The 26134-nt window shown below is 59.2% G+C and carries 22 protein-coding genes; 15 read left to right on the forward strand and 7 right to left on the reverse strand.

Annotation, left to right across the window (positions count from 1 at the left end; all coding sequences use genetic code 11):
- The first annotated feature begins 28 nt into the window (after nucleotides 1–28).
- The 9 genes from JAO29_RS12525 (at nucleotide 29) to JAO29_RS12565 (ending at nucleotide 8673) form a co-directional block, all read left to right on the forward strand.
- Nucleotides 29–1300, forward strand: a complete 1272-nt coding sequence (locus JAO29_RS12525; protein WP_334268557.1) for a tetratricopeptide repeat protein — start codon at nucleotides 29–31, stop codon at nucleotides 1298–1300.
- Nucleotides 1301–1479: 179 nt separating this feature from the next.
- Complete coding sequence (locus JAO29_RS12530) at nucleotides 1480–1866, forward strand: tetratricopeptide repeat protein (protein ID WP_334268558.1); 387 nt, start codon at nucleotides 1480–1482, stop codon at nucleotides 1864–1866.
- Between the two features lie 7 nt (nucleotides 1867–1873).
- Nucleotides 1874–3244: an NfeD family protein gene (locus tag JAO29_RS12535; RefSeq protein WP_334268559.1), complete on the forward strand. Its 1371-nt coding sequence runs from the start codon at nucleotides 1874–1876 to the stop codon at nucleotides 3242–3244.
- A 43-nt stretch (nucleotides 3245–3287) separates the two neighbouring features.
- Complete coding sequence (locus JAO29_RS12540; RefSeq protein WP_334268560.1) at nucleotides 3288–3950, forward strand: outer membrane beta-barrel protein; 663 nt, start codon at nucleotides 3288–3290, stop codon at nucleotides 3948–3950.
- Nucleotides 3951–3975: 25 nt separating this feature from the next.
- On the forward strand, nucleotides 3976–4272 hold the full coding sequence (locus JAO29_RS12545) for a DUF503 domain-containing protein (RefSeq protein ID WP_334268561.1): 297 nt from the start codon (nucleotides 3976–3978) through the stop codon (nucleotides 4270–4272).
- A 98-nt stretch (nucleotides 4273–4370) separates the two neighbouring features.
- Nucleotides 4371–4784 (forward strand): 30S ribosome-binding factor RbfA, encoded by a 414-nt coding sequence (gene rbfA, locus JAO29_RS12550; RefSeq protein ID WP_334268562.1) that lies wholly within the window; start codon nucleotides 4371–4373, stop codon nucleotides 4782–4784.
- Nucleotides 4781–5752 carry a DHH family phosphoesterase gene (locus JAO29_RS12555; protein WP_334268563.1) on the forward strand — a complete coding sequence of 324 codons (972 nt, stop codon included), beginning with the start codon at nucleotides 4781–4783 and terminating at the stop codon, nucleotides 5750–5752. The genes rbfA and JAO29_RS12555 overlap by 4 nt, the downstream gene beginning before the upstream one ends.
- A 23-nt stretch (nucleotides 5753–5775) precedes the next feature.
- On the forward strand, nucleotides 5776–7590 hold the full coding sequence (locus JAO29_RS12560) for an ArnT family glycosyltransferase (RefSeq protein WP_334268564.1): 1815 nt from the start codon (nucleotides 5776–5778) through the stop codon (nucleotides 7588–7590).
- Between the two features lie 99 nt (nucleotides 7591–7689).
- Nucleotides 7690–8673, forward strand: a complete 984-nt coding sequence (locus JAO29_RS12565) for a GNAT family N-acetyltransferase (RefSeq protein ID WP_334268565.1) — start codon at nucleotides 7690–7692, stop codon at nucleotides 8671–8673.
- Between the two features lie 353 nt (nucleotides 8674–9026).
- On the opposite strand, the gene guaB is transcribed toward JAO29_RS12565, so the two are convergent.
- Nucleotides 9027–10550: an IMP dehydrogenase gene (gene guaB, locus JAO29_RS12570; protein ID WP_334268566.1), complete on the reverse strand. Its 1524-nt coding sequence runs from the start codon at nucleotides 10548–10550 to the stop codon at nucleotides 9027–9029.
- Between the two features lie 413 nt (nucleotides 10551–10963).
- Between guaB and JAO29_RS12575 the strand changes: the two genes are divergently transcribed.
- The 5 genes from JAO29_RS12575 (at nucleotide 10964) to JAO29_RS12595 (ending at nucleotide 19196) form a co-directional block, all read left to right on the forward strand.
- Nucleotides 10964–11890 carry a beta-1,6-N-acetylglucosaminyltransferase gene (locus JAO29_RS12575; RefSeq protein WP_334268567.1) on the forward strand — a complete coding sequence of 309 codons (927 nt, stop codon included), beginning with the start codon at nucleotides 10964–10966 and terminating at the stop codon, nucleotides 11888–11890.
- A 258-nt stretch (nucleotides 11891–12148) separates the two neighbouring features.
- A complete protein-coding gene (gene rimP, locus JAO29_RS12580) occupies nucleotides 12149–12736 on the forward strand; it encodes a ribosome maturation factor RimP (RefSeq protein WP_334268568.1) in 588 nt (195 codons plus the stop codon).
- 83 nt (nucleotides 12737–12819) lie between these two features.
- Nucleotides 12820–14400: a transcription termination factor NusA gene (gene nusA, locus JAO29_RS12585; protein WP_334268569.1), complete on the forward strand. Its 1581-nt coding sequence runs from the start codon at nucleotides 12820–12822 to the stop codon at nucleotides 14398–14400.
- 124 nt (nucleotides 14401–14524) lie between these two features.
- A complete protein-coding gene (gene infB / locus JAO29_RS12590) occupies nucleotides 14525–17746 on the forward strand; it encodes a translation initiation factor IF-2 (protein WP_334268570.1) in 3222 nt (1073 codons plus the stop codon).
- Nucleotides 17747–18191: 445 nt separating this feature from the next.
- Nucleotides 18192–19196, forward strand: a complete 1005-nt coding sequence (locus tag JAO29_RS12595) for an ATP-binding protein (protein WP_334268571.1) — start codon at nucleotides 18192–18194, stop codon at nucleotides 19194–19196.
- Between the two features lie 306 nt (nucleotides 19197–19502).
- Here JAO29_RS12595 and JAO29_RS12600 read toward each other — a convergent pair whose 3' ends face one another.
- From JAO29_RS12600 to JAO29_RS12625, 6 genes are all read right to left on the reverse strand, one after another.
- A complete protein-coding gene (locus JAO29_RS12600) occupies nucleotides 19503–20027 on the reverse strand; it encodes a carboxymuconolactone decarboxylase family protein (RefSeq protein ID WP_334268572.1) in 525 nt (174 codons plus the stop codon).
- 55 nt (nucleotides 20028–20082) lie between these two features.
- Nucleotides 20083–20748, reverse strand: a complete 666-nt coding sequence (locus JAO29_RS12605; RefSeq protein ID WP_334268573.1) for a nitroreductase family protein — start codon at nucleotides 20746–20748, stop codon at nucleotides 20083–20085.
- Nucleotides 20749–20885: 137 nt separating this feature from the next.
- Complete coding sequence (locus JAO29_RS12610; protein WP_334268574.1) at nucleotides 20886–21422, reverse strand: carboxymuconolactone decarboxylase family protein; 537 nt, start codon at nucleotides 21420–21422, stop codon at nucleotides 20886–20888.
- A gap of 98 nt (nucleotides 21423–21520) precedes the next feature.
- On the reverse strand, nucleotides 21521–22438 hold the full coding sequence (locus tag JAO29_RS12615; RefSeq protein ID WP_334268575.1) for an NADP-dependent oxidoreductase: 918 nt from the start codon (nucleotides 22436–22438) through the stop codon (nucleotides 21521–21523).
- A 636-nt stretch (nucleotides 22439–23074) separates the two neighbouring features.
- Nucleotides 23075–23461, reverse strand: a complete 387-nt coding sequence (locus JAO29_RS12620) for a cupin domain-containing protein (protein ID WP_334268576.1) — start codon at nucleotides 23459–23461, stop codon at nucleotides 23075–23077.
- A gap of 49 nt (nucleotides 23462–23510) precedes the next feature.
- Nucleotides 23511–23969 carry a carboxymuconolactone decarboxylase family protein gene (locus tag JAO29_RS12625; RefSeq protein ID WP_334268577.1) on the reverse strand — a complete coding sequence of 153 codons (459 nt, stop codon included), beginning with the start codon at nucleotides 23967–23969 and terminating at the stop codon, nucleotides 23511–23513.
- A 103-nt stretch (nucleotides 23970–24072) separates the two neighbouring features.
- On the opposite strand from JAO29_RS12625, the gene pdxR reads away from it, so the two are divergent.
- Nucleotides 24073–25548 (forward strand): MocR-like pyridoxine biosynthesis transcription factor PdxR, encoded by a 1476-nt coding sequence (pdxR, locus tag JAO29_RS12630; RefSeq protein WP_334268578.1) that lies wholly within the window; start codon nucleotides 24073–24075, stop codon nucleotides 25546–25548.
- Nucleotides 25549–26134: the final 586 nt, after the last annotated feature.

Raw genomic sequence — 26134 nt, forward strand, 5'->3', positions numbered from 1 at the left:
TGAGCGCCTTGCCGTCAATATCTTTCAGATGAAGATTCAAGAGCTCAGCAATCGTCTCCTCAGCCTCAGCTTCCCTGCGAGCCAGTCTTCGCTTCATGCCGCAATCATCCTGCGCTGTGATGATTACCAGTCCATAAAGGGCATGTTCCCGTCCCCTTACACCTCGTCTGAACCCCCTGTCTGTCACGCATGGAAGCTCTATACTCTAGCTGTGCTCAGGTTTCCCTCATCTCGTTTCGTGTCTCGCGGTCTCTTGCTCTTCGTCGCACTCCTTTTGTTCACCAACTCAGCCTTACTGGCGCAGCAGACCGACCAGGCGGCGGCACCCACCGGTCGAGTCATTCTGGTGCTTCCTTTTGAGAACCGTTCGGGACAGGCAGACTTGGCCTGGATCGGGGATTCTTTTCCCGACACACTCAACCAACGACTCTCTTCCGCGAGCTTCTTCACCATATCTCGCGAGGATCGCCAATATGCCCTCGATCACCTCGGATTTCCCGCCAACTTCCGCCCCACACGCGCAACCACCATCCGCATTGCCCAGACGCTTGATGCCAACTACGTAGTGATTGGTTCTTATAACGTCGCAAATGGCCGTATCTCTGCCCGGGCACAGGTGCTTTCAGTCAATGAGTTGAAGATGTCCCGGCCCTTGGAAGACTCCAACGATCTGCGCCGGCTCTTTGACGTGCAGAACACCATCGCCTGGAAGATTGCCAAAGATATCGACCCGCAGTTCAATGTCGCGCAGCAGACCTTTCTCGCCGGCTCCGGTCAGGTCAAGCTAAGTGCGTTTGAAAACTACATTCGCGGTATCGGCACCGCCGCGCCACAGGAGCGGATCAAGCGCCTCCAGCTCGCCGTGCAGGAATCTCCTGGTTACGCTGCGGCACTGCTTGCGCTTGGCAAAACTCAGTACATGGAACGCGACTACGATCGCGCCGCCGCCACGCTCGGGAAGATTCCACACAATGAGCGTCTCGCGCTCGAGGCCAACTTCTATCTCGGCCTCGCACGGTTCAACTCTGCCCGCTATGCTGAGGCGGAACAGGCCTTCAGCTTCGTGGCCACTCGTCTTCCCCTGCCAGAGGTTGTCAATAACCAGGCCGTCGCTCTCAGTCGCCAGGGCCATAATGCGACAGCTTTGTTCCAGCGAGCCGTTGCCGCCGACCCGAAGGACCCCGACTATCACTACAATCTTGCGGTATCTCTGTATCGCTCCGGGAACCTTGGCGAGGCGCAACGCGAGTCGATCTGGTTCTTAAGCTTCGGCCTGCCGATACCGAAGCCTCCAGTTTAAAGTCCCTCATCGCTCGCGGAGTTCCTTCGAAACCCGCAATCTCGGCTAATGTCCCGACGGCAAAGACCAGCAATTCAGCAGATCCCAGCTTCGAGCCTCTCGAGCGCATCCGCCGAACCTACTCCGAAGCCTCGTTCCGCCAGGCCGCCTTCCAGATCGACCAGTTGCGAGCCGCCCGCATGGCAACGCTGCCTCCAGCGGAGCAGGCTACACAATACGTACAGATGGGGAGCGACTACCTCGCCCAGGGGCTCATCCCTGAGGCTGAACGAGAGTTCCAGTCCGCACTCTCCGCGAGCCCCACCAGCGCGCAGGCTCGTGCAGGACTGGCCGAGGTCCGCGAGCAGAGCGGAGATGCGGCCGCCGCTCGCCAAGAGGCACAGGCATCCATCAGGCTGAAGCCCAATGCTCCCGCGTATCTTGTTCTCGCTCGCCTGGAGCTGAACGGAAACCAGGCCGCTGCCTCCGCCGCCGACGTTGCGCAGGCGCTAAAGATCGATCCCACCAACACTGCCGCCCTCGGGATGAAACAGGCTCTCGCCGCACGCGGACAAACTCTTCCCTGAGACCCTCATGACACGAAGCTGCCAACGCGACCTCTTCTTCAAGCAGATCTGTTGGCTCGTTCTCCTGCTCCTCTCTGCACCATGCGCGCTTGCTTCACCCGAACCGGTCCTCAAGCTAACCCTGCACGACACCATCCAACCTGTCTCGGCCGGTTATCTGGAGCGCGGACTCGCTGAGGCAGATCGCCGTCATGCGCCAGCGGTTCTTATCTCCTTGGGAACCCCCGGGGGGTTGCTCAGCTCAACCCGCGAGATGGTGCAGGCCATAGAGCGCTCCCGCGCGCCCGTCATCATCTACATCTCGCCCTCAGGCAGCCGAGCTGGCTCTGCCGGATTCTTCCTGCTCGAGGCCGCCGACGTCGCCGCAATGGCCCCGGGAACGAATGCAGGAGCAGCCCATCCGATCGTCGAAGGCCGGCAGCTCGATCCCATCCTCAAGGAGAAGATCGAGAATGACGCTCTTGCCTTTCTTCGCTCCTATATCTCCCGCAGAGGGCACAATCTGTCTGCGGCGGAAGATGCGATCCGGACCTCCAAATCCTACAGCGATGACGAAGCCCTCGAGCTCAACCTCATCGACATTACGGCTCCTGACGACGCCACTCTTTTGCGCAAGCTTGACGGAAGGCAGATTCATCGATTCGATGGCTCTCTCCAGACGCTTTATCTGGCGGGCGCACCCATCGTCCTACTTCCACCCTCCCTTCGCGAGCGCCTGCTCAGCCGTCTCGCCAACCCCGATCTGGCAGTCCTTGTGCTTGTGCTCGGCGCGCTGCTGATCTACCTCGAATTCAACGTTCCGGGTACCATCGTTCCGGGAGCGCTGGGAACGCTGTTTATCGTGCTTGCACTCTTCGGCCTCAACCTGCTCCCGATCCATCACACGGCAGTCTTCCTTCTGCTCGCCGGTGTCGCCATGTTCCTCCTCGAGGCGCAATTCCCCAGCCACGGTGCTCTGGCGCTGGCAGGAACCCTCAGTTTCACAGCGGGGCTTATGACGCTTGTCGATGGCCCAATTCCGGAACAGCGAGTTCATACCTCGACCGCAGTCGCCGCCGGCCTGGGTTTCGGCTGCATCTCATTCCTTCTTGCATGGATCGCCCTGCGAGCCCGTCGCAGCAAAGTCCTCACTGGTCCTGAGACGATGATCGGAGCGATCGCCATCGTCAGAACCTCAGCCATCGAAGACCAGTCTGGGAGAGATTTCCAGGTTGAGATCCGCGGCGAACTTTGGGAGGCCCGGGTTATCTCCGAGGATCTCTCTCCACCGCTCCCGAACTCTGAGGTTCGCGTGAAAGCCGTCGAGGGACTCATGCTGCTGGTCGAGCCGGTCCGTCACAAGGCGCAGCACAACACGTCAACCGTCGATCCAGAGTAGACTAATTAGGCAACACTTTTCGTTTCAAGGGAGTACTTCGCTGATGTCGATCGCGTCTTGCCCACTGCGTGTGTGGAGCCTCGTTTTTTGTCTGTTTGCAACCCTTGCAACATCGTCGGCCAACGCCCAGGCCACCGCAGGCAATCCCACCCTCGACAAGCACCTATCCAGGCTTGACGTTGCCGTCAGCGGCATCGGATCCTTCACCAAAGATGTCAAGGGGAACAACTACCTCGACCAGAGCATCGATCAGAAAGCCAGCTCTACGCTCGGGGCCCTGGTGACAGTGCGGTACACCAAATCGGCTTACATCGGCGGCGAGTTCAACTATACCTACGCCCGTTATACGCAGAACTTTTCGAACTACATCATTGGCGGTGTTCAGAACAACGCCAGCGAATTCTCTTTGGGCTACGTCATGCATCCTGACCACGAGCTCCTCGGCACAAAGCCCTTCATCGCGGTAGGCGCGGGAACGACAGAGTTCAAGCCCACCCCCAACGGCGGACAGGGACTCCGTACCCAGGCTCGCGCGACCTACTACTATTCCGTCGGTCTGGAGAAGGAACTCACGCCTCACTTTGGACTCCGCGCTCAGTTCCGCCAGGCATTCTTTAAGGCTCCCGATTTCGGTCAGAACTTCCTGACCATCCAGCAGCAAACATGGACCATTGAGCCTGGTTTCGGATTCGTCATTCACTTCTAGGAGTAAGCTGTCATTTGCCGAGACCGTGCCAGTTGCCAGGCTCATCCTCGAGATCGAGATCCCTCACGCTCAGTCTCTCAAGGACCGACGGCAGGTGGTGCGCTCACTTAAGGATCGTTTGCGTCATTCGTTCAACCTCGCGATTGCAGAGCTGGATTCCGGAGAGATCTGGAATCGCGCCAGCCTCGGCATCGCCGTCATCTCAGCTTCTCAAAGCTATCTCGCTGGGCAGTTGCAGCAGATTGACCAGGCCGCAAACCGCCTGACCCAGGCCCTGGGAGCGGAAGTAACAGATTCTTATGCTGAATTTCTTCAGGATTAGCGGAGTTATCCACGAAACGGACCCTGAAATCCACCTTTCGCATTAGATATACAAAGCTAGGTCTGATAGTCTAACGAGTTCACTAAGGCAGAAACCGTATGGCAGAACAACGAGCTCGAGCACATCACCGCAATCGCGTCGCAAATACTTTCTCGGAAGAGATCGGGGCAATGCTGGAAGGCGAGCTCTCCGATCCAAGGATCGCTCCGAGCTACGTAACCGACGTCGTCCTCGCCCCTGGGGGCAAATCTGCTCGCATCTATGTTGCGGTCCACGGCAACGAGCAGGAAGAAGAGTCCACGCTTGCGGGCCTGATGACCGCCCGAGGCTACATCCGCTCACAACTTCGCGATCGCATGGGCGTCCGCCACGTTCCCGACCTCACCTTCGCCATCGACCGATCCCAGAAGATGACCGGCAGAATGGAAGAGCTTCTGAGCCGGATGAAGAAACGAGAAAAGAAACAGGCCTCCGCGGATGTGGAAGCTTCACAGGCGGCGACCGGCTCATGAAGATTGAAGAACCCATTCCTGCTCTTCTTGAGCAATTCCGGTCTCATCCGCGTTTCCTGATTACCTCGCATGCGCGGCCGGACGGCGACGCAATCGGCTCAGTTCTCGCTATGGCGGAGATACTTGAGCAGATGGGGCGTGAGTGCATCGTCGTATTCGCAGACGAAATTCCCGGCATCTATCGCACAATGCCCAACATACACCGGGTCCGGCTTACGAGAGACGCGCGCGCGGTCGAGCCCGATCTCGCAGTTCCGGCGGTTGTGCTCGAATGCGACGGAATCCCTCGAACCGGCCTCGCCGGTCTCGAAGGACGTCCCCTGATCAACATCGACCATCACGCCAGCGGACGTCCGTTCGGAGTAGCGAACTGGATTGAAGAAGACGCGTGCGCCGTCGCTGCCATGGTCTACAAGCTGGCCATCGTCGCGGGAGTCAAGATCACTCCCTCCATGGCGACCTGCCTTTATACCGCAATCATCTCCGACACCGGATCGTTTACCTATTCGAGCACTACGGCCGAGACCTTCGCCATTGCGCATGATCTTTCGGCTCACGGCGCTAACCCGAGCCAGATCGCGCGCGACATTTACTTCTCCAATCCTGAGAGCAAGATTCGTCTGCTTGGGACTGCCCTCTCGAACCTGCAAACTGAGGGCCCGGTAGCATGGAGCTGGGTGACCAGTCACGACATGGATCGCGCAGGAGCGGGCGCAGAGGACTGCGAAGGGGTCGTGAACTATCTGATCAGCATCGCCGGCGTCGAGTCGGCCGTCTTTCTGCGGGAGATTCCCTCCGCGGATCAGTACCGTCTGAGCATCCGCAGCAAGGGTAAGATCGACGTCGCTCAGATAGCCGAAAGCTTCGGCGGCGGAGGCCATCGAAGCGCCAGCGGCTGCACTCTGGATGGACCTCTCACGGTCGCGACAGAGCGAATCCTTCAACAGCTTAGAACTGGACTCTGTTAGCCTTGTCTCGTTTCTCTTCCGAAATGATTGATTCTTCACCATCGACCGGACAGGGCCCGAAGGCCACGCATGCATCGCACGGTCGACTGTATCGTCTCTGGCATCGTCCGGAAGCGGCCGTTCCTCGCGAACTCCTGATTCTCGTTCTGGTCAGCGGCTTTCTCCTCCTCTATGGCCTCGTTCCGATGTTTGGAGGCGACCAGCTTGGCCTTGTCGGAGCCGACGAGCCTCGCTATGCGCAGGTGGCGCGCGAGATGCTGGAGGCGCATTCGGCAGCCTGTCATGAGGTCAACGCCAAGATCGTACCGCGCAGCCTCCGCCTTGCGGATCTCAGAGCCTCCTACCACTGCCTTGCGGGAGGGACCGTCACCCCCATCCTCTATGGGCAGCCCTGGCTCGAAAAGCCCGCGCTCTACTACTGGCGCGCCATGGGATTCTTCAAAGAGTTCGGGGTTTCGGACTGGTCCGCTCGACTGCCATCCTCTTCCGGGGCATTCGCCCTCATCGTTCTTATCTATCTGCACATGCGCAGATTCCGCCCCGGAGGTCATCTTGCTGCGGCCCTGATTACGACCTCGTGCATCGCCATCGTAAGCTTCGCCCGGGGTGCGTCGACCGACATGCAGCTTGCCGCGCCATTCTGTATCGGAATGCTGGGCTGGTATGCGTGGTACGAGACAGGCAAGAAGTTCTGGCTCTTCGATCTCTACTTCTTCGGCGCTGCGGCGACCCTTGCGAAAGGCCCGGTAGCTCCCTTTCTTGCACTCGCCATCATCCTGCTGTTCGCCGGCCTGCGCCGTGAGTGGTCCGTTCTGCGCCGGACAATCTGGCTACCCGGCGTGGCGCTCTACTTTGCGATGGTGCTCCCCTGGTTTCTAGCGGTCCAGCATCACAACCCGACCTTCTTCCGGGTCTTCTTCAAGGAACACAATCTGGAACGGTTTGCGACGAACCGTTACCAGCACCACCAGCCGTTCTGGTACTACGTCGCCGTGCTAATTATCGGGCTGATGCCGTGGACGGCGATCGCCATTCGAGCCCTGATCGATTCCATCGAGGTTTCGATCGCGGAGTGGAAGGTGCGGCACAATCCCAAACGTTACCTGGGCCATACCCGAGCCGGGGATGCCTTCCCGGAGTTTCTGGTTCTCTGGGCTCTGTTTCCGATCGTCTTCTTCTCTTTCTCCGGCTCCAAGCTTCCTGGCTACATCCTTCCCTCCATTCCTCCTCTGACGATCCTTACCGCCGACTATCTGAACCGTGTGCGCCACTGCGGCCTGCCTCGCTGGCTTCTGTGGGCTCACTCAGGCACCTGCGCTGTGCTGGTGTTCGTCCTGACGCTGGCTCCGCAGCACATGAAGTACGAGACCCTGGTGCCTGCGATGGGCTGGCTTGTGGCCGCTGGCGCTGCGGCGCTCGCATTTGCGCTGCTGGTCTTCCTGGTCATCCGGCGCTGGGGAGTCTCCCAGGTCACCAACGTGACGCTGCTGCCGGCGCTGGCCGTGCTGGTCTTCCTTCTCGGGTTTCACGGAAGGGATCTGGACATCAACTACTCGGCCCGTCCGCTGGCCCAGGAGATTGCGCAGAAGGCGCCGGGCATCAAGATCGTCGCTGTGGAACAGGTCCGGCGCGACATCGATTATGGAATCGCTTTTTACAGGAATGAGGCGACCGTTCATTACGAGCAGGACGGCGTTCCTGCGCAGGAGCACGTGCTGGTGATTCCGACCAAGGACAGCGCCACTCTCGAGCATTATCTTGCCGGACGCATGTATACTCCGCTATTCCTGTACGACTCGCAGGGACTTGAGGCCTATCGGGTTGCCGCGCGGCCCTGACGAGGAAGCATCCCGGCCGAAGGATTTCGTGCCGGAGCAGGATGAATTTCTGTAAGCTCAACGGAGACTTCCGCTCCCGTTGCGGTGTAGTTCTTTCCGATGCCGGTTGCTACCCAACTCGAACTGCTGGATCTGCGGCAGTTTTCCGCGCGCCAGCTTCGTCCGCTGCTGGAGGCGGAGGCTGAGTTGTGGCAGGCGAGGCTTCGCTGGGATTATCGAAGCTCAACCGAACTTCTGCTTCAGTATCTGGATTCGCGCATTCTCCCCGGCTTTGTCGCCCTTGACCGCGGACGGATCGCAGGCTACACCTTCTGTGTCTACGAAGGACAGAAGGCGGTCGTCGGAGATGCCTTCGCCCAGACGACGAGCGAGGAGCAGAGCCTGTATGTTGCCGATGCCCTGCTGCGGAAGCTGCTGGACCTGCTGCTGCACTCGCCCAGCATCTCGCGGATCGAATCGCAGCTCCTGCTCTACGACGCCGGGCGGATGGATGCCGGGTTCAACGAAGCCGGTTTTGTTCGTCATCCACGGCTGTTCATGGAACTTGAGTTGAACCGCAGAGAGCAGCCACGCACCAGCCGGATAGAAGGCGTGGAGCTGATGCCGTGGTCATCGCTCTATTACCAGGCCGCGGCTGAGCTGATCCATGATGCGTATGGGCGACACGTGGACGCGGAGATCAACGACCAGTACTGCACGCTGCACGGCTCTCTTCGCTTCCTGCACAACATCGTCCGCTTTCCGGGCTGCGGAGTCTTCGAAGAGCGGGAATCATGGCTGCTGCGCGACGTGGCCACGGGAAGGCTGGCGGGGATGATCCTCTGCTCGCGAGTCGGGCACGATGTGGTCCATATCACCCAGCTTTGCGTCGCTCCATCGCATCGAGGCAGAGGCCTGGGTCGAGCCCTGCTGAACCATACCATCGAGAGCCTGCGGCGAGGGGGCACGGCAGCGATCACTCTGACCGTGACCGAGTCGAACCAACCGGCAGTGACGCTCTACGAGGAGGCAGGATTCACAGTCCGGCATCGCTTCGACGCCATGGTCCTGTCCCGAGACTCCGCGAAGTGGACGCGAAGCTAGCCACCCCCTGATATTTGCGCAAAATCTTCCAAACAAATAGCTTAGCTTCGGACCACCTGCGTAAATTCCTGATTCTAAAGGGCGAATCTTGCAAAATCTTGATTGCGCAAGACTTACAGGAAATCCGTCAAGCCCAGATCACGCCGAGGTACCGACCCCTCTATTTGCTTGCAGGGTTCTCGGCTACTTCCATTTTACCGAACAGAGGAAATTGATCGGCAATGGATCGGCGTGTGTTTTCTGTAGTTTGCCTGGGAATGAGCTTGACAGGTATATGGCGGCGGCCGCTCTCAGAACAGCCGAACGCGAGGCAACCTGCTGGCGGTTCTCCTCGCGTTCAAGGCTGTGGATGACTACTCGACGTGATAGTTGGGAGCTTCGCGGGTGATGATGACGTCGTGTACGTGACTCTCGCGGAGACCGGCCCCGGAGATGCGAATGAAGCGCGCGTTGTTTTGCAGCTCTGTGATCGACGCGCAGCCGAGATATCCCATTCCGGAGCGGAGACCACCGACCAGCTGGTAGACCATGCCTTCGAGCGGCCCACGGTGGGGCACGCGTCCCTCGATTCCCTCAGGGACGAACTTTGCGAGGCGGTTGGAGCTGGAGGTCTCGCGGGCCGTCAGGTTCTGGCGCTCAGTGGAGGCCTCGGAGATATCGTCCTTGCTCTGGAAGTAGCGCTCGCCGGAGCCCTGGGCCATGGCCGAGAGCGAACCCATGCCGCGGTAGGCCTTGAAGGAGCGGCCCTGGTAGAGGATGGTCTCGCCGGGAGACTCGTCGACTCCGGCGAAGAGCGATCCCATCATGACGACGGAGGCTCCGGCAGCGATGGCCTTGGTGACGTCGCCCGAGTACTTGATGCCGCCGTCGGCGATGATGGGGATGTCATTCTCCTGCCCTGCCCGGAAGGCCTCGGAGATGGCTGTGATCTGCGGCATGCCTGCGCCGGTGACCATGCGGGTGGTGCAGATGGAGCCGGGTCCGATTCCAACCTTGACGGCATCGGCACCTGCCTTGATGAGAGCGAGAGCGCCTTCGTAGGTGGCCACATTTCCGGCGAGAACATCCATCTCGGGGAACTTCCGCTTGGTGTCGCGAACGGCCTCCAGCACGCGAGAGGAGTGCCCGTGGGCAGAGTCGATCGCGAGGGCATCTACCCTTGCGCGAACCAGCTCTTCGGCACGCTCGAGGAAGTCTCCGGTCGCCCCGATGGCTCCGGCGACGCGCAGACGTCCCTGGGAGTCCTTGCTGGCGTTGGGATACTTCAGCTTCTTCTGGATGTCCTTGACGGTGATCAGGCCCTTGAGCTCGTACTCGTCGTTGACCACCAGCAGTTTTTCGACGCGATGCTTATGGAGGATCTGCTCGGCCTGTTCGAGGGTCGTTCCCACCGGGACGGTGATGAGGTTTTCCTTGGTCATCACGTCGGAGATGGGAATGTCGGTGCGGGAGACGAAGCGGAGATCGCGGTTGGTGAGGATCCCGACCAGCTTCTTGTTCCTGGTGACAGGAACGCCCGAGATCTTGTAGCGGCGCATGACATCGAGCGCGGCGGCGATGGGTTGATCAGGATCGATGGTGACGGGATCGACGATCATTCCGGACTCGGAACGCTTGACCTTGTCGATCTCACCGGCCTGCTGCTCGATGGTCAGGTTCCTGTGAACCACTCCCATTCCACCCTGCTGCGCCATGGCAATGGCAAGACGCGACTCGGTAACCGTATCCATGGCAGCCGACAGCAGAGGGGTGTTGAGGATGATGCGGCGGGTCAGCTGGGTCTGGGTGCTGACCTGGGTGGGAATGACTTCGCTGTAGGCAGGTACGAGGAGAACGTCGTCGAAGGTAAGGGCTTCGGGAAGCGGAAGATTGATCATGTCTCTTTTAGGTGATGGTAGAGGCCTTGTGGAAGGCGCGTGGCCGTTGGAGTTTTAATATTCGATTGTATGGGAGGGGTGAGGATGCAGCAAACCGCACCAGCTTTGGGGTCCGGAATCCGCATACGATTTAGCCATCTCCTGAAGGCTGCCCTTCGGCGGACCGGGGGTTATTCTTGCCTCGGCTTTCAGGCCATTGAAATGAACCGGGCTATCCGGGCGTGGCGCGGGGCGGTTCTCCAGGCGGATACTGGTCGGAGAGCGTTATTCTTATCTACAGAACGTTCGGTTCGGCCGGGCTTCTCCGATTCATCGGAGTTGGCCATGAGAACGACAGATCTCACGGATCTGCACAACAGGGCCTCTACGCCCTCGACACATTCCCACAGCAGCTGCCCGGAGGCATCGGCTCCTTGAACCCATCGATCGGCTTCGTTCTGCTTACGCACCAGAATCCCTCGCAGATTCTGTTTCTGTGCCAGCAGCTCACCCGGCTCTTCGATGCCGCTCCTATCGTGATTCACCACGACTTCAGCAAATGCGACGTGAACACGTCGCTGTTTCCGAAAAACGTCAGCTTTGTGGAGGACTGGGAGACCACACGGTGGGGGGGATGGGGCGTTGTGGGAGGGCAGCTGAAGGCGACCCGCCAGCTTTACTCCCGGCATAATCCCGACTGGTTTGTGGTGTTGAGTGCTTCCGACTTCCCTGTTAAATCGGCCAGCTACATCCTCGAGGATCTTTACGGCGGCGGCTTCGATGCGTACCTCTATCATCGGCCGATCGGACCGTGCCGGCTGCCTCTACCTCCGGAGGGATTCGGCGAGGAGAACTTCGCCCATCCGGCATGGGAACGTCTGGCCTTCGAGAGATATGTGGCGATCGGGTTCGGGTTTTACAAGCTTGCGACGCGCCTGAAGTGGAGGAAGAAAGCCGTCTATCTGCGGCAGAGATTCTTCATCGAGCGGTTTACGCCGTTCGACGGCTCGATCGGCAGCTTCGCAGGCGACTTCTGGCTGACGGGTAATCGTGCGACGGCAGAGGCCATGCTCGAGGACAGTGCGTTGAATCGCAAACTTATCGATCACTTCCGTCGGCGCCCAAATCCCGATGAGGGATTTCCGCATACGCTGCTGTGCAATGTTCCGGGCCTGAAGATCTCGGCGGATAACAAGAGATTCACGGACTGGGCGGGGCAGGTCAATCATCCGCGCACACTGACGCGAGACGATTTTCCCCGCCTGCGGAGTTCGTCCGCTCACTTTGCTCGCAAGTTCGCCTTCGACCCGGAGGCGCTGCTTGAGCTGAGTCTGTCCCTGACGCCCGAGCAGGTGGGGTGAGAGAGGCCGAGAGCGAAAAGGCGACCGACGCAGACGCGCCAAGGAGAAGGCTGGGCGGTTGGAGCTGGTTTGATATCTCGAAAAACTCGATGTATCATACAAGTTGCAGCGTTTTTTCCGTTGTCCGACAGAGGCCGTGAACGTACCGGCGAAGGACGGAAGAGATGAGTGGGCCAAAGCCCACTTTTTATTTGCTCTGAAATATGTCCTTCTCCGAAGCCGGGCGAGGACGCGGGACAGGCGGCAAGAAGAACAGGTATGGCGCTGAATCTAGACACAATTCGGACCACGGCAGAGCGCGTCGCCGCCTCCCACCACCTTGAAGTGGTGGACCTGGAGTTTCAGGGCGGGGCCAAGTTCCGCACCCTGCGGGTGTTCATCGAGAAGGACGCGGAGGAGCGTGCAAAGCTGGCCGCCAAAGCGTCTGAGAACGCAGAGGGAGATGAGACCCTTCCCCGCGGTGTTCCGGCAGAGATGCTGTCGGGCGTAACCCATGAGGATTGCGCAGCGTTTGCCCAGGACTTCGGCACGGTTGTGGATGTCGAGGACCTGATACCGGGAGCGGAGTATACGCTCGAGGTTTCGAGTCCCGGATTGGAGCGGAAGCTTCGCGGTCCGGAGGATTACGTAAGGTTTAGAGGCAGCCTGGTGAAGGTGCAGACGTTTACGCCGGTGAGTGACAACCGGCACTGGCAGGGGCGATTGACAGGATTTGCAGGAGACGTTTTGACTCTGGACCTGTCGGCAGTGAAGCAGAAGGGCAAGGCAAAGAAGGCGGTGACGGCCACAGTGGTCGAGATCCCGCTGGCAAATGTGGAGAAGGCGCAGTTAGTGGCTGAGATTTAGCCCGGCTGCAGCATCAGAAGAAAACAGGAAAGACGAACGCCCCGGGGAAGAAGCTCCACCGGGACCATGAAGGGCAGATAACGATGGCAAGTGCTTTGTATCAGTCGATTGAGATGTTGAGCCGCGATAAGGGAATCGATCCGGGTATCGTTATCGGCGCGGTCGAGGACGCAATCGCGCTGGCGACCCGCAAGTACTACAAGACGCAGGAGAACATGCGCGCCGAGATGGACCGCGAGAGCGGCGAGATTCGTGCTTATGTGTTCAAGACGGTAGTTGAAGGTCCGGAGCAGGTGGAGGACGAGACCAACCAGATGACGCTGGAGGAGGCTCGAGCGCTGGCTCCTGAAGTGGAAGTGGGCGCAGAGCTCAGGTTTTACAAGGACACGACTCCGCTGGGCCGCATTGCGGCGCAGATGGCGAAACAGGTGATCTTCCAGAAGGTTCGCGAGGCCGAGCGCGACACTGTATACAACGAGTACAACCATCGCGCGGGCGAGGTGCTGACCGCTACCGTCAAGCGTCTGGAGCCGATGGACGTGATCTTTGACCTGGGCAAGGCCGAGGCGAGGATGCCCAAGCGTGAGCAGAGCCGCCTGGAGCAGTTTGCCGTGGGCGAGCGCGTCCGGGTCGTCCTGCTGCGCGTGGATCGCGCGGCAAAGGGACCGCAGGTGATTGTCTCGCGCGCCGCACCCACTCTTGTGCAGAACCTGTTCCAGAGCGAAGTTCCAGAGATTTATGACGGGACGGTAAGCATCAAGGCCATCGCTCGCGAGGCGGGTGAGCGGACCAAGATCGCCGTGCAGAGCCGCGACAAGGATGTAGATCCGGTCGGAGCCTGCGTCGGTATGAAGGGCATGCGCGTCCAGTCGATCATCCGCGAGCTGCGGGGAGAGAAGATCGACATTATCGAGTACTCCGACGAGATTACGACGTTTGCAGAGAAGGCGCTGCAACCGGCGAAGGTGAGCCGCGTCTCAATAACAGACCTCGGCGAGAAGCAGCTTGAGGTGATCGTGGACGACACGCAACTGTCGCTGGCGATCGGCAAGAAGGGTCAGAACGTACGGCTGGCGGCGAAGCTGCTGCAGTGGAAGATCGACATCAAGAGCGAAGAGGAGAAGCGCCAGGAGGTCGAGCAGCAGATGACGGCCATGGGCGGCGGACCTTCGACTCCGATCGAGCAGGTGACGGAGCTTGGTGATGCGATCCTCGAGAAGCTGATTGCAGCAGGTATTACGACGGTTGAGTCGCTGGCGGATATGACTCCGGAGCAGCTGGAAGAGGTTCCGGGCATTGGAGAGAAGACGGTCGAGAAGATCTCGGTCGCGGTTCGCCATTACTTTGGCCAGTACGAAGAAGGGGAAGAACGGCCGGCGGGAGCTGAGGCTGCACCTGCCGCGGAGGAGGAAGAGTCCATGGAGAAGACACCAGAAGAGATTCTTGCCGGTGAGGCAGGACAGGGACGGGCGGAAGAGGTCGGCGGCCTTTCGGCTGAAGATCTGATTGACGCAGAGGAAGAGAATTCTGAGTCGGATGCATACAGCGATGCAGATGCCCGTGAGGAGGCGATCGAGTTGAACAACGATTCGGTCGACACCCTTGTGGACGAGTCGCAGGATCTTTCCGACGAAGGCATTGACGATGGACGCGACCGTGGCTAGCCGCGGAACCGAGGCGCTGTACCGCGGGTACAGCAAGTTCAGAGATAATAGATGTATTGACTATTCCTACCTCGAAGAGGCGTACATGAGCAGCTAGGGCGATAGGGAAGCGAAAAAGGGACGGATGAGCAAAGTTCGAATCAACGATCTGGCACGTGAGCTGGAAGTGAAAAGCAAGTCGATTCTGGATGCCCTGACGGCGGTTGGCGTCACGGAGAAGAAGACCCACTCCAGCTCCATCGAATCTGATGAAGCTGACAAGGTACGTGGGTACCTCAGGGGTGGAAGCCGCGGAAGCGGGCAGTCGAGGCAGTCGGCCGATCGGCCGAAGTTTGACCTGTCGAAGGTATCGAAGCCCGGAGACGCGCTGAAGGCGATCCTGGAGCGCAAGCAGGCAGAGGCGGCTGCAAAGGCAGCTCCGCCGGTGATGGCACGGCCTGCGGTCGTCCATCCTCCTGCGCCGCCAGCAGCCCCGCCCCAGCAACGGCCCGTGGTAGCGACGGTCACCAGCAGTGCGGCGAGCACACCTGCTCCCAGCACTCCGGCAGCGACTACGCCACCGGCGACTCCGGGGCCGCGAAGAATCGTTCCCCAGCCCCGCCAGGCAGTAAACATGGTGGCACCGCCGCCTGCGGCTCCTGCGATTGCTAGCAGGCCCCCTGCGGGTCCTGTGGTTGCGCGTCCTGCTGCGGCTCCTGCTGCCGGTCCCTCAACGGGATCACCGGCACAGACTGCTCCACGTCCCGGAACCCCTGCTGGTGTCCCACCGGTGGTTGCGACACCCCCCAAACCGGCTGCGCCAGCGGCGGCACCCGCCGCTCCTGCTCCTGTGGCAGAGGCTCAGGCGAGTCAGGCAGCTCCTGCTGCACCGGCGGCCCCTGCCGCTCCCGCGGCGGCAACTCCTGCGCCAGCGGCGACAACCCAAGCTCCGGCACAGCCCCAGGCTGATTCTGCGCCTGCGGCCGCTCCGCCTGCAGCCACTCCGCCCGCAGCACCTGCTGCTGCAGGGCCACCGGCGCCACCCGCACGCCGCGTCATTATGCCGCAGACGGGTCCGCGTCCGATTTACACGGCTCCGGTGCCCGCTCCAGGAGCGCCGCCACGGAACCGCCCCATCTTTGAACGCCCACGGCCGCAAAGCGGCGGTCCGGGAGGACGCCCGACGCTGCCTCCGGGAGCACGGCGCCCGATGCATCCTACTCGCACCTTCCCCGGTGGACCGGGCGGTGGCCCCGGAGGTCCGGGAGGACGTCCCGGCTTCGGCGGACCGGGCGGTCGGCCCGGCTTTGGTGCACGTCCCGGCTTTGGTGGACCTCGGCCCGCTGGAGCACCAGGAGGATTACTTCCTCCGGGTGGAGGTGAGGCCCCCGCCGGACGTCCAGTGGGTCGGCCAGCCCAGAGGCGTGGTGGCAATCAGCGCTACGAAAAGAGCAAGGAAGGCCCGATGAAGGGCTTTGCACCGCCGCCGCGTTTTGGCGGTGCCCAGATTCCGCAGCAGCCATTGCCGATCACCCGTACCATCACGGTGACAGAAGGCATCTCGGTAAAAGATCTGGCCGAGAAGCTGGATATTCGCGGTAAGGACCTGATTGCAACGCTGCTGATGCGGGGCGTGTTTGTGACCGTGAACCAGTCGCTGGAAGGCGAGCTGGTGAAGGACGTCGCGCGCCAGTTTGGTGCCGACACGAACATCATCACGGTGGAAGAGCAGCTGGAGAACGAGGCGATCGAGGGCTTCCTGGAAGACACGACGGGAATGACCGAGGTCGTGCGCTCGCCGGTAGTCACGGTGATGGGTCACGTCGACCATGGAAAGACCTCTCTGCTGGACGCCATCCGTCTGACGGATGTGGCAGCCGGAGAAGCTGGCGGAATTACACAGCACATCGGCGCGTACAAGGTTCACGTGACGAAGCCGGACTCCCCTGCTTTCGGACGCGAGATCGTGTTCCTGGATACTCCGGGTCACGAGGCCTTTACCCGCATGCGTGCACGCGGCGCGAAGGTGACGGATATCGTCGTCATCGTGGTCGCAGCGGACGACGGCGTGATGCCGCAGACGCTTGAGGCGATCGATCACGCGAAGGCGGCCAATGTGCCGATCATCGTGGCGATCAACAAGATCGACAAGCCTGAGGCGAATCCTGATCGCATCAAGCAGCAACTGGGCGAGCGCGGTCTGCAGCTGCAGGGCTGGGGCGGCGACGTTGAATATGTCGAGGTCTCTGCGAAGAAGCGCATCAACCTGGACAAACTGGAAGAGATGATCTGCCTGGTCGCAGACGTGAACGAGCAGAAGTCGCAGCCGGATCGTCCTGCAGTCGGAACGGTCATCGAAGCGAAGCTCGATCGCGGACGCGGCGTGGTCGCCTCGATCCTGGTACAGAACGGCACTCTGCGTACCAGTGACAGCTACATCGTCGGCAACACCTTCGGCAAGGTTCGCGCCATGTTCGACGACCGTGGACGCGCGATCAGCGAGGCAGGACCCTCGACCCCGGTCGAGATCCTGGGCCTTGAGGCCATCCCTGACGCGGGCGATACCTTCCTCGTCATGGCTGACCGCGACCGCGCGAAGGAGATTGCACGCTACCGCACGATGAAGGATCGCGAAGCACAGCTGGCCAAGAGCTCGCGAGTTTCGCTCGAAGGATTGGCGGAGCAGATCAAGCAGGCCGGCATGAAGGACCTGAACCTGATTCTGAAGGGCGACGTGCAGGGCTCGGTCGAGGTTCTGGCCGATTCGCTCGAGAAGATGTCGACCGAGAAGGTTCGCGTTCGCGTCCTGCGTGCAGGCGTTGGCGCGATCACCGAGTCGGACGTGCTTCTGGCTTCGGCATCCAACGCTGTCGTGATCGGCTTCAACGTACGGCCGGATCGCAAGGCCGCCGATATCGCCGAGCGCGAGAACGTCGAAATCCGTCTCCACTCCATCATCTACGAGCTGCAGGACGAGATGAGGAAGGCGATGTACGGGCTGCTGGAGCCTGTGTTCAAGGAGAACTACCTTGGACGGGCCGAAGTGCTCAACGTCTTCAAGATCACGAAGGTCGGCCAGATCGCAGGCTCCATCGTTCGCGACGGGCTTATCCGACGCGATTCGCAGGTGCGTCTGCTCCGGAACGGAGACGAGGTCTGGAAAGGCAAGATCTCTTCACTCAAGCGATTCAAGGACGACGTCGCGGAGGTTCGCCAGGGTGTCGAGTGCGGTATCGATCTCGGCAACTTCAAGGACATTCAGGTCGGGGACATCATCGAAGCCTTCACCACCGAGCGCCTGGCGGCGGAGCTGGGCCAGACTGCCGCGGAACGCAAGGCAGCTGCTGCTGAATCCGTCAACGCATAACAGCATCTACCAACAAGCAAGTGAAGAGGCCGGGAGAGATCCCCGGCCTCTCTTTTTTGGCGGCTATCAATGCCCATCGATACGCGCGGGTTTGAGATATATGCTCAAGCTGAAGTAAGACAGAAACGGCAGAGATTCTCTCCCTGGTCAAAGCTCTCCCCAAGAGGGCTATGTCCTGCTTCAGGTGGCGCAACGAGGTTATGAAAAGCAGAGTGCTGATCGCAGCCAAGGAGTTTCAGCAGGAACAGGGTACTCCTAGTTGCCAGTTGCGGATGAATGAGTGGCTTGGCGATTTAGCAGCAATTGAGAGTTGTTCCAGCGAAAGTTCCGTGTTGCCGACCACACGCTTGGAACTCGAATAAAAACCAGATTGCGGACACGAAGACCACACTTACGCGGCCCTGTCCTGTTGCTTTCAGCCCCTGACAGGCGGTACGGTGGAGCCGTGGCGGCGATCCCATTCACGCGTCTCTTCGGCACGGGCGGCGGCCGCCGCGCGGTCAAGTCGATCGTGTCGCGCCGGACATTCGACGATGTGATTCTGCCGCCCGCGACTAGGCGCGCGCTTGACACCGCCCTAGCGCAGGTGACACAGCACGATCTGATCTTCAACCGCTGGGGCCTCGGCGACCGGCATCCCACCGGGCTCGCGCTCGCCTTCAACTTTGCTGGTCCTCCGGGCACTGGCAAGACGATCTGTGCCGAAGCCATCGCGCACTCGCTCGGCCGGCGGCTCCTGCTCGTCCGCTATGCCGAGCTCGAGTCCATGTGGATGGGTGAGACGCCGAAGAACGTAGCGGCCGTTTTTCGGGCGGCGCGTGACGAGCGGGCCGTGCTGCTGTTCGACGAAGCCGACGCCATCGCCGCGCGCCGGTCTAAATCAGTCGATCACGGGACTCAGCGCGAATCGAACACCACCGTCAGCGTGCTGCTGCAGGAGCTGGAGTCATACAACGGCGTAGTGATATTCGCCACGAATCTGGCGGCGAATTTCGACCCGGCATTCGAGCGGCGCATCCGGACACATGTCCTGTTCGAGATGCCAGGGGAGGCCGAGCGCGCCCAGATTTGGCGCGTGCAGTTGCATCCTTCGCGGACGCCGCTCGCGGCCGACGTCGATTTCCAGGCGTTGGCGCGCCGGTACGATGTGAGCGGCGGTGACATCCGGAACGCGGTGCTGAAGGCGGCGCTTGCGGCCGCGGCTGAGCCCGTTCCCGATTCGGCGAAACGGATTCATCAGCACCACTTCGAGGCGAGCATCGAGGAAGTGATTGCCGGCAAACGGGTAATGCGGCAGTCGCTGTTTGCAGACGAGACACTCGTGGTGCCGGAGGCGAACCTCCTCGGCGGCGCGACGACGTCCCCCGCATCGCCGCTTGTGACGTACGCCCTGCCCGGCGCCGCGCTGCTCGTGGCCCTCATTGCACTCGCGGTGGCCCTGCTCAAGTAAATTGAAAGCGGTAGTTATGGGCCCACTCGTGTCCGGATGACCGGCAACCCGGAAGTTTGGACCCCAATTGATGAGTTCAGGGCGAAGCACTCATTGAGGCCATCTTGGCGAGCACATCGTGGATTTGGCGCTCATCGAGAAGACGAGCATCAAGCTTGCGCTAGATTATCCTGGCCTTGTTGCACATACGAAAGCCCAGACGCGTTCCCAAGAATCTTTCCCGGGTGCATCTGGGTTTGGTGTTACGCTCGCATCCCATGAACCCTCCGAGCGCCCTCGGAGAGGGTCGACCCAACCGGATAGAGTTCAGATCGAGCCAGCCGGCGTAACGGCGGGAAAGTCCTTCTTGGGATCGAATACGTTATTGAAAAAGTTCGTCAGGGAGTACATGGCCACCAACGCGACGATCTCCATGACGTTCGCATCCGTGTAGCCGACGTCACGGACGGCTTTCAGATCGGCGTCACTGACCTTGCCGCGGGTCTCGATGACTTTGCGTGCAAACTGGACGGCAGCGTCTCGCTTAGGGTCGCTGGCATGGCCCTTCCGAGCGAGAATGATTTCATCGGCCGGCAGCCTGGCCATATGCTCGGCCGTAAAGCTGTGAACCGTCAGGCAGTAGTTGCAGCCATTCACTTCGGAGACAGCGAGGCCGATGCTGTCACGCGTCTTCACGTCGAGCGCCTTGCTCAAGGAGCCGAGCAGGGCGGCCCATGAGTTGAACGCGATCGGGCTCTGCGCGAAGGTCGCCATCATATTTGGGGTAAACCCGATGTTCTTGGTGAATGTATCGAGGATCGGTTTCGAATGCGCCGGCACCTGTTCCGGCATTAGAGCTTCAGCTCTTGGCATCATAGGCTCCGCTAGTTATCGGTTTAACGAGAAGTTAGACGAGTTCCAGCACATCGGCCACCGGCCGACGCGGCTTCTGCGGCCAGTTTCCCGGACGCTCGGCCCCTATGGACAACAGCATGACCGGCACTTCGTTTTCGGCCAGTGCGAACTCACGATGCACCGCTTCGGCATCGAAACCGATCATCGGCGTCGAACCCAGGCCCAGCGAGCGGGCCGCATAGATCATCGCCGTCGCGCCGATGGCGCCGCTGCGTACTGCCTCGTCACGTTGGCGATGCGGGTAATCGAAATACAGATCGCGTGCGGGGATTTCCCATTCCGGCACCATCGCTTCCGGCATGATGCCCGCTTCCACCAACGGTGCCAGGCGCTCTGGTATTACGCTGGAATCGGCCAACTGGCCGCAGACGATAAAGGTAACGGCAGCATCTTTGATCGGGGGCTGATTCCAGGCGATCGGACTCAGTCGAGCCTTGGCTTCAGGCGTGCGAACGGCGACGAAGCGCCAGTTCTGCATGTGGAAGGATGTAGGAGCGCTGGTGCCGATTCGCACTAGTTCGCGGATTTGATCGTCACTCAAGCTGACGGCAGGATCGTAGTACTTGGTGGCGCGGCGGCTCAAGATACATTCGATGACGGCATTGGTCATGGTGTTGGTCATGGTTATTGCGTCGGTCATGGTGATTCCGTTGATCATGGTGACTCCTATGGGTGAAGGGAGAGGTTGAAGTACAAGAGCGTTTTCGCGTGTCGCTCAGGAGCGAACGCGGATGATCGTCTTCCCTTTGGCAGGCTCAGTCCACTGCCGGGCTGGCGCGCACCCGCGGAACGATCTTAGTTGTCAGATAAAGCGGGAATGTCGATCTCGATGTCTGCCACGTTGTTCAAGAAGTTGGTCAGGGTGTATCGGGCTGCCAATGTAGTCAGCTCAACAATCTCTGTATCGGAATACCCAGCTACCCGGACCGCCGCGAGATCAGCATCGTTCACCTTTCCGTGTGTGTCGATAATTCGTCTGGCGAATGCAGCAGCAGCCGCTCTCTTTGCATCGCCGGACTTTCCTTCGAGATTGAGCGAGATCTCGTCAGGTAATGTCTGAGAATTGGCATGGGTGATGAAGCAGTGGGTGGCAACACAGTAGTTGCAACCATTGGCCATCGAAACAGCTAACGCGACCGCTTCTCGCGTCTTCGCGTCGAGGACATGCGACATCGTGGTTTGGATGTCTACATACGCCTGCAGAACACTCGGGCTCAAGGAAAGCAATCGAAGTCCATTTGAAAGAAATCCCAAACGCTGTTGCATTTCGTCGAGAATTTTGTGCGTTTCGGTGGGAGCTTGCTCCCGTGTGGGAAGTAGGATTCGTGCCATGGCTCGTAATTCCTGTGAGTTCAATTGATAGAGGTTAAGATCTGGTCGCATGTACAGGCGGGGAGAATAGACCTTGGGCTTAGGCAATCCCCGCGTCCCTACGGACGAACTCGGATGATTGTCTTTCCCTTTCGTTGCTCAGTCCGGTTGAAGGCAGCAACAGCATCATCAAGGGCAACCACGTTGCCGATATTTGTCCGCAGCCGTCCGTCGCGCAAACGCCGGACGATCTCATTCAGTTGCGCCCGATCGGACTCAACAACAAAGTCGACCGTCCGTCCATTGGACGGCCGTGCCTCGGTCGGACTGGTGATAGTCACGAGCGCTCCTCCCGCGCGAATCACCCCCGCAGACCGCTTTACGATGTCGCCGCCAATGACATCGAACACCAGATCGACTTCGCCTATGTCTTCCAAAGTGTCGTTGTCGAGGTCGACGAACTCCTGTGCGCCAAAGTCGAGAGCCGTCTGACGGCCTGCAGCGTGCCCGGTGCCGATGACGTATGCGCCCGCATCACGCGCGAGCTGGGTCGCCATCGAACCGACTACGCCGGCCGCACCGTGTACGAGGACGCTCTGCCCCGCCTGAAGACGGCCGTGTTCGAACAGCCCCTGCCACGCGGTCAGGCCCGGCATCACGAGGGCCGCGCCCACGGTGAAGTCAACGTCACCCGGAAGCGGTGCGAGGTTGCGTGCCTCGACGGCTACATACTCCGCCAGCGCGCCGTCGCGATACCAGTCCGTGAGGCCGAACACCCGTTGTCCGATCGACAGCCCCGTCGTGCCGTAGCCAAGAGCGGTGACTACTCCGGCAAGTTCGTGTCCGGGGATTGAAGGCGTCCGGTCGCGGCCGACGCGATCGGTCCAGGTCGAGGGCCATGTCAGCTCATCCCCGGTAAATCCCGACGCATGAACCTGAACAACGACGTCGTTTATCGCCGCCTGCGGCTCGGGGCGCTCTACTAGCTTAACCCCGGCCATTCCTGCTGCTTGATCCGTAGCTACAATCCCCTTCATCGGTCACCTCCACATGTCGAGTTCTCGCCTGTAAGATCGCCGCTCCATGCTTGTTTCATAGGAATTGTCCCCTTGGTAAATAGAAGTTGGTGATGTTCATGTTCGATTCAAAAGCTTGTCTAACGTGAATCTGTCAGGCTCCCAGAAGGCCAGTAAGAATGCTGCAGCGGCCGCCGAGAAGACCGAATAGTCGAATGGCGTCTTGAGGCCAAGACCTGTGACCATGCCTATTGCAAATGACAACAGGAGAAGACCGGAGAGGACGGAGGCCATTCATATTTTGAAGCCTGCGACGAGCAATATCCCTAAGAGCGTCTCCGCGACGGTAGCTGTCCATGCGAACGATACCGTCAATGAACTGGGGAACAGAGACGTCACCGCGCCCGTGTATCCTACGAAACGAGCGAAATTTCCCCAAGATACATTCTTTGCTCCATATGGCCCCCAAAAGCCAAAACGATCAGCCACAGCAGATAGAAAGGAAGCTCCTAACGCAAACCGTGCGAACAGACGGACAATCTCTCTACCTGTCTCGGTGAGTTGCTCGGTTTTTGAATTCATACGTGCCTCCACGTAAGGAATATCGCTTTAGGCAAAATGGTTTCCATCGGAGAAATACAATGCTCGCGTCCAAAGCTAGTGAACGGGAGTGAGAATCGGTGCTCCCTCATTTTTGATAAAAAATACAACGAATTTCGCTGGTTTCGTCTTACTCGCGTTACGGCTTACGGTATGAATGTCTTCAGGTGATTCGTAAAATACCTGCCCGGGACCAAGCCGCTGAAGCGTGCCTCCGCGAACCTGCATCTCAACTTCCCCTTCGAGAACATAGACAACTGCATGCGCATCATGCCGGTGGATCGCGTCGACGGCTCCTGGAGCGTAATTGACAGTAATGACTTCAATTTCTTTACCCGGTGCTTCCGGAAGCTCTTTCGTCAGGAGCGTATTCACTTGCTGGCCATGCGTCACTGTGGCGAAACCGAAGATAAAGATGGACATAGATAGGATGAGCTTCTTCATGTTGGGCATCACTTCTGTCCTTTCGGGATGATGTGCTGCGGTAACCGACTTAACTGATCTTGGGTGGTTGATACTCACCTGGGATCGTTCGGAAACCTATCGCAAGTCGATTCCAACCGTTGATCGTGATGATCGCCAATGAGAGGTTGACCAGTTCTTCTTCGCCAAACTCCTTTCGGACTTCGGCATAGACTTCATCCGGCGCGCGGCCCTCCGTGATAAGAGTTAGCGCGTTGGTCCATGCGAGAGCTGCGCGTTCGCGGTTGGTAAAGAAGGTGGTTCCTCGCCATGCAGACAAGGCGTTGAGACGTTGCTCCGTCTCACCATTCAGACGTGTGTCCTTGGAATGCATATCAATGGAGAAGGCACACCCATTGATCTGGGAGACTCTCATCTTGACCAGTGCCAGGAGAGATTGCTCAAGCTTCGATGACTTATTTACGAAGCTCTCCAATCCAAGCATCGCATGGTAAGCAGCGGGTGAAACCTTCGCGGGCTCCAATCTCATCTTCAAGACGTGTTCCCCTTCCACAGTCAGGCTATACTGAGGTGGAATGACCAAACAGGCCATAATCTTCTAGACGACCAGTCCATAACAGGTGCCCAAAACCGTGCCGAAGATAGAGACATTTCAAGATCTGCTTTTAGCACCACGACAGGATGGCCAGGAGATTTGGCGTTGGCTCTATACGGAGCTGCGCTCCGCAATTATTGATGGTCGATTGAAGTCTGGAGGGCGATTGCCGTCCACGAGAAACCTGGCAGCACAATACGGCATTGCTCGCGCTACAGTCGTGGCAGCATTCCAGCAACTTCAGGATGAGGGATTCGTTTCGTCCGAAGTGAGTGCTGGAACATTTGTCGTACCGGCGCCGGGATGGGAGATGGCCTTTCCGACGAAACGAAGATCTTCCCAACAGGTGATGTCCAAGGCAACCATAGCGAAGCGTACGCAGAGTCTTCTGAAAACCACATTCTTCTTGCAAGCGTCGCATTCCATCGGCAAGGCTTTTAGGGGCTACGAGCCGGCTATCGACCTGTTTCCAGTCGAACTGTGGGCGCGGATTGCGGCGCGCGTTTATCGCAAAGCACCCCGTTCCTTGTATGGGCAAGGTGATGCTGGTGGTTATCCGCCGCTGCGAAGAGCCATCGCCGAATATGTGGGCCAGTCCCGCGGAGTACGATGTTCCGCTGAACAGATCATCGTGACTTCGGGCGCGCAGCAGGCGTTGGACCTCTTGGCGCGAGTGCTTCTCGATCCCGGCGACGAGGTGTGGATGGAAGATCCCGGGTACCCTGGAGCTTGTCAAGCCTTTCAGAGCGCTGGCGCGAGTGTGATTCCCATTCCAGTTGATGGGGACGGTATAAATGTTGCAAGAGCGATCAAGTCATCTCCTGCCGCCCGCGTGGTGTACGTAACACCAGCCAATCAGTTTCCCCTTGGAACTGTCATGTCGGCAGAGAGACGAGTCGAACTTCTCTCCTGGGCCGCGCGTGCGGGGGCATGGATTATCGAAGATGAATACGACGCGGAATATCGTTATTCCGGGAAGCCGATTGCCTCACTGCACAGCCTCGATAAATCTGGATCGGTCATTTATGTTGGAACATTTACGAAGATGCTCTTCAACGCTCTTCGCATTGGGTTCATCGTTGTTCCGGAACGGCTAGTCGAAGCATTTAGAATCGCACGAAGCTTCCTCGATCGACATGCCCCGACGTTAGAGCAGGCCGTGCTCACGGAATTCATCAACGAAGGTCACTTCGGCCACCACGTTAGAAAGATGAGGCAGGTCTACTCGGACCGTTCGCTGCTACTTGCAGAAGAAGCAAATCGGCGTCTTTCCGGTTTGCTCGATGTAGAGCACGCGCAATCTGGGATGCGTACCGTGGCCTGGATCAAAACACGTGTCACCGAAAGGGTGTTGACTCGACGGGCAGAACAGCTGGGATTGGAAGTAGTTCCAATCTCCTCATATGTAAGCATGTACGAGCAGAAGCCCGCGTTGCTACTGGGCTTCGCTGGATGTAGCGCAAGTGAAATAAAGAGGGGCGTTTCGGTTTTGGAAGCTATGCTCTCTCGATGAATCCGTACTAACGGACGCTCCAAGCGTATTGCCCTTTCATTTCCTCCAAGTATTGTGTAAAGTGCTGTTTCAGCAAACCGCTGCCAGATTCGACCGTTGTTTCGTCCTGCTTGTGATGGAAGACCGTCTATCCTCATGCGTGCAGAAATGGTCGGCATCTCAACCATGATTTGCCAAGAAATGCGGAAGACGACGGACTCTCAAATGACGATTTGAGGACAAACCGCTTTTCCAGAACTGCCCGTCTGGAAACGCGGTTTGGCGATAATGCACTCACCGGGGGCCAGTTCCATCTCCGGATGGCGACACACTGTCCGGAACCACCCTTCGGCACTTCCCAGAGACCCGGTTTGGGATAACTTCCGGGTTGCCGACAACTCGGAAGCCAACGGACAACATCCTGATTGTGCGGGTAGTGCTGGAGGCGAACTGGAACAGATCCAATTCCTCTTGGGTCAAGTTTCGATCCAGACCACAGAGCGGTATCTGGGCTGCAAGCAGCGCACTCGGTCTGCGGTGAACGACAGAATCGGGATCGAAGTCGGCGCCACGGTTGCCGAGCTCTTACCGCGTATCTCCGCAGCGC

The organism is Edaphobacter sp. HDX4, assembly GCF_036877565.1.
In the GTDB taxonomy this organism is placed as follows: Bacteria; Acidobacteriota; Terriglobia; order Terriglobales; family Acidobacteriaceae; genus Edaphobacter.

Bases quoted from the DNA above. Each gene is read 5' to 3' on its own strand.
- JAO29_RS12525 (WP_334268557.1), top strand. From the start codon at position 29: ATGAAGATTCAAGAGCTCAGCAATCGTCTCCTCAGCCTCAGCTTCCCT.
- JAO29_RS12530 (WP_334268558.1), top strand. From the start codon at position 1,480: ATGGCAACGCTGCCTCCAGCGGAGCAGGCTACACAATACGTACAGATG.
- JAO29_RS12535 (WP_334268559.1), top strand. From the start codon at position 1,874: ATGACACGAAGCTGCCAACGCGACCTCTTCTTCAAGCAGATCTGTTGG.
- JAO29_RS12540 (WP_334268560.1), top strand. From the start codon at position 3,288: ATGTCGATCGCGTCTTGCCCACTGCGTGTGTGGAGCCTCGTTTTTTGT.
- rbfA (WP_334268562.1), top strand. From the start codon at position 4,371: ATGGCAGAACAACGAGCTCGAGCACATCACCGCAATCGCGTCGCAAAT.
- JAO29_RS12555 (WP_334268563.1), top strand. From the start codon at position 4,781: ATGAAGATTGAAGAACCCATTCCTGCTCTTCTTGAGCAATTCCGGTCT.
- JAO29_RS12560 (WP_334268564.1), top strand. From the start codon at position 5,776: ATGATTGATTCTTCACCATCGACCGGACAGGGCCCGAAGGCCACGCAT.
- JAO29_RS12565 (WP_334268565.1), top strand. From the start codon at position 7,690: ATGCCGGTTGCTACCCAACTCGAACTGCTGGATCTGCGGCAGTTTTCC.
- guaB (WP_334268566.1), bottom strand. From the start codon at position 10,550: ATGATCAATCTTCCGCTTCCCGAAGCCCTTACCTTCGACGACGTTCTC.
- rimP (WP_334268568.1), top strand. From the start codon at position 12,149: ATGGCGCTGAATCTAGACACAATTCGGACCACGGCAGAGCGCGTCGCC.
- nusA (WP_334268569.1), top strand. From the start codon at position 12,820: ATGGCAAGTGCTTTGTATCAGTCGATTGAGATGTTGAGCCGCGATAAG.
- infB (WP_334268570.1), top strand. From the start codon at position 14,525: ATGAGCAAAGTTCGAATCAACGATCTGGCACGTGAGCTGGAAGTGAAA.
- JAO29_RS12600 (WP_334268572.1), bottom strand. From the start codon at position 20,027: ATGCCGGAACAGGTGCCGGCGCATTCGAAACCGATCCTCGATACATTC.
- JAO29_RS12605 (WP_334268573.1), bottom strand. From the start codon at position 20,748: ATGATCAACGGAATCACCATGACCGACGCAATAACCATGACCAACACC.
- JAO29_RS12610 (WP_334268574.1), bottom strand. From the start codon at position 21,422: ATGGCACGAATCCTACTTCCCACACGGGAGCAAGCTCCCACCGAAACG.
- JAO29_RS12615 (WP_334268575.1), bottom strand. From the start codon at position 22,438: ATGAAGGGGATTGTAGCTACGGATCAAGCAGCAGGAATGGCCGGGGTT.
- JAO29_RS12620 (WP_334268576.1), bottom strand. From the start codon at position 23,461: ATGAAGAAGCTCATCCTATCTATGTCCATCTTTATCTTCGGTTTCGCC.
- JAO29_RS12625 (WP_334268577.1), bottom strand. From the start codon at position 23,969: ATGAGATTGGAGCCCGCGAAGGTTTCACCCGCTGCTTACCATGCGATG.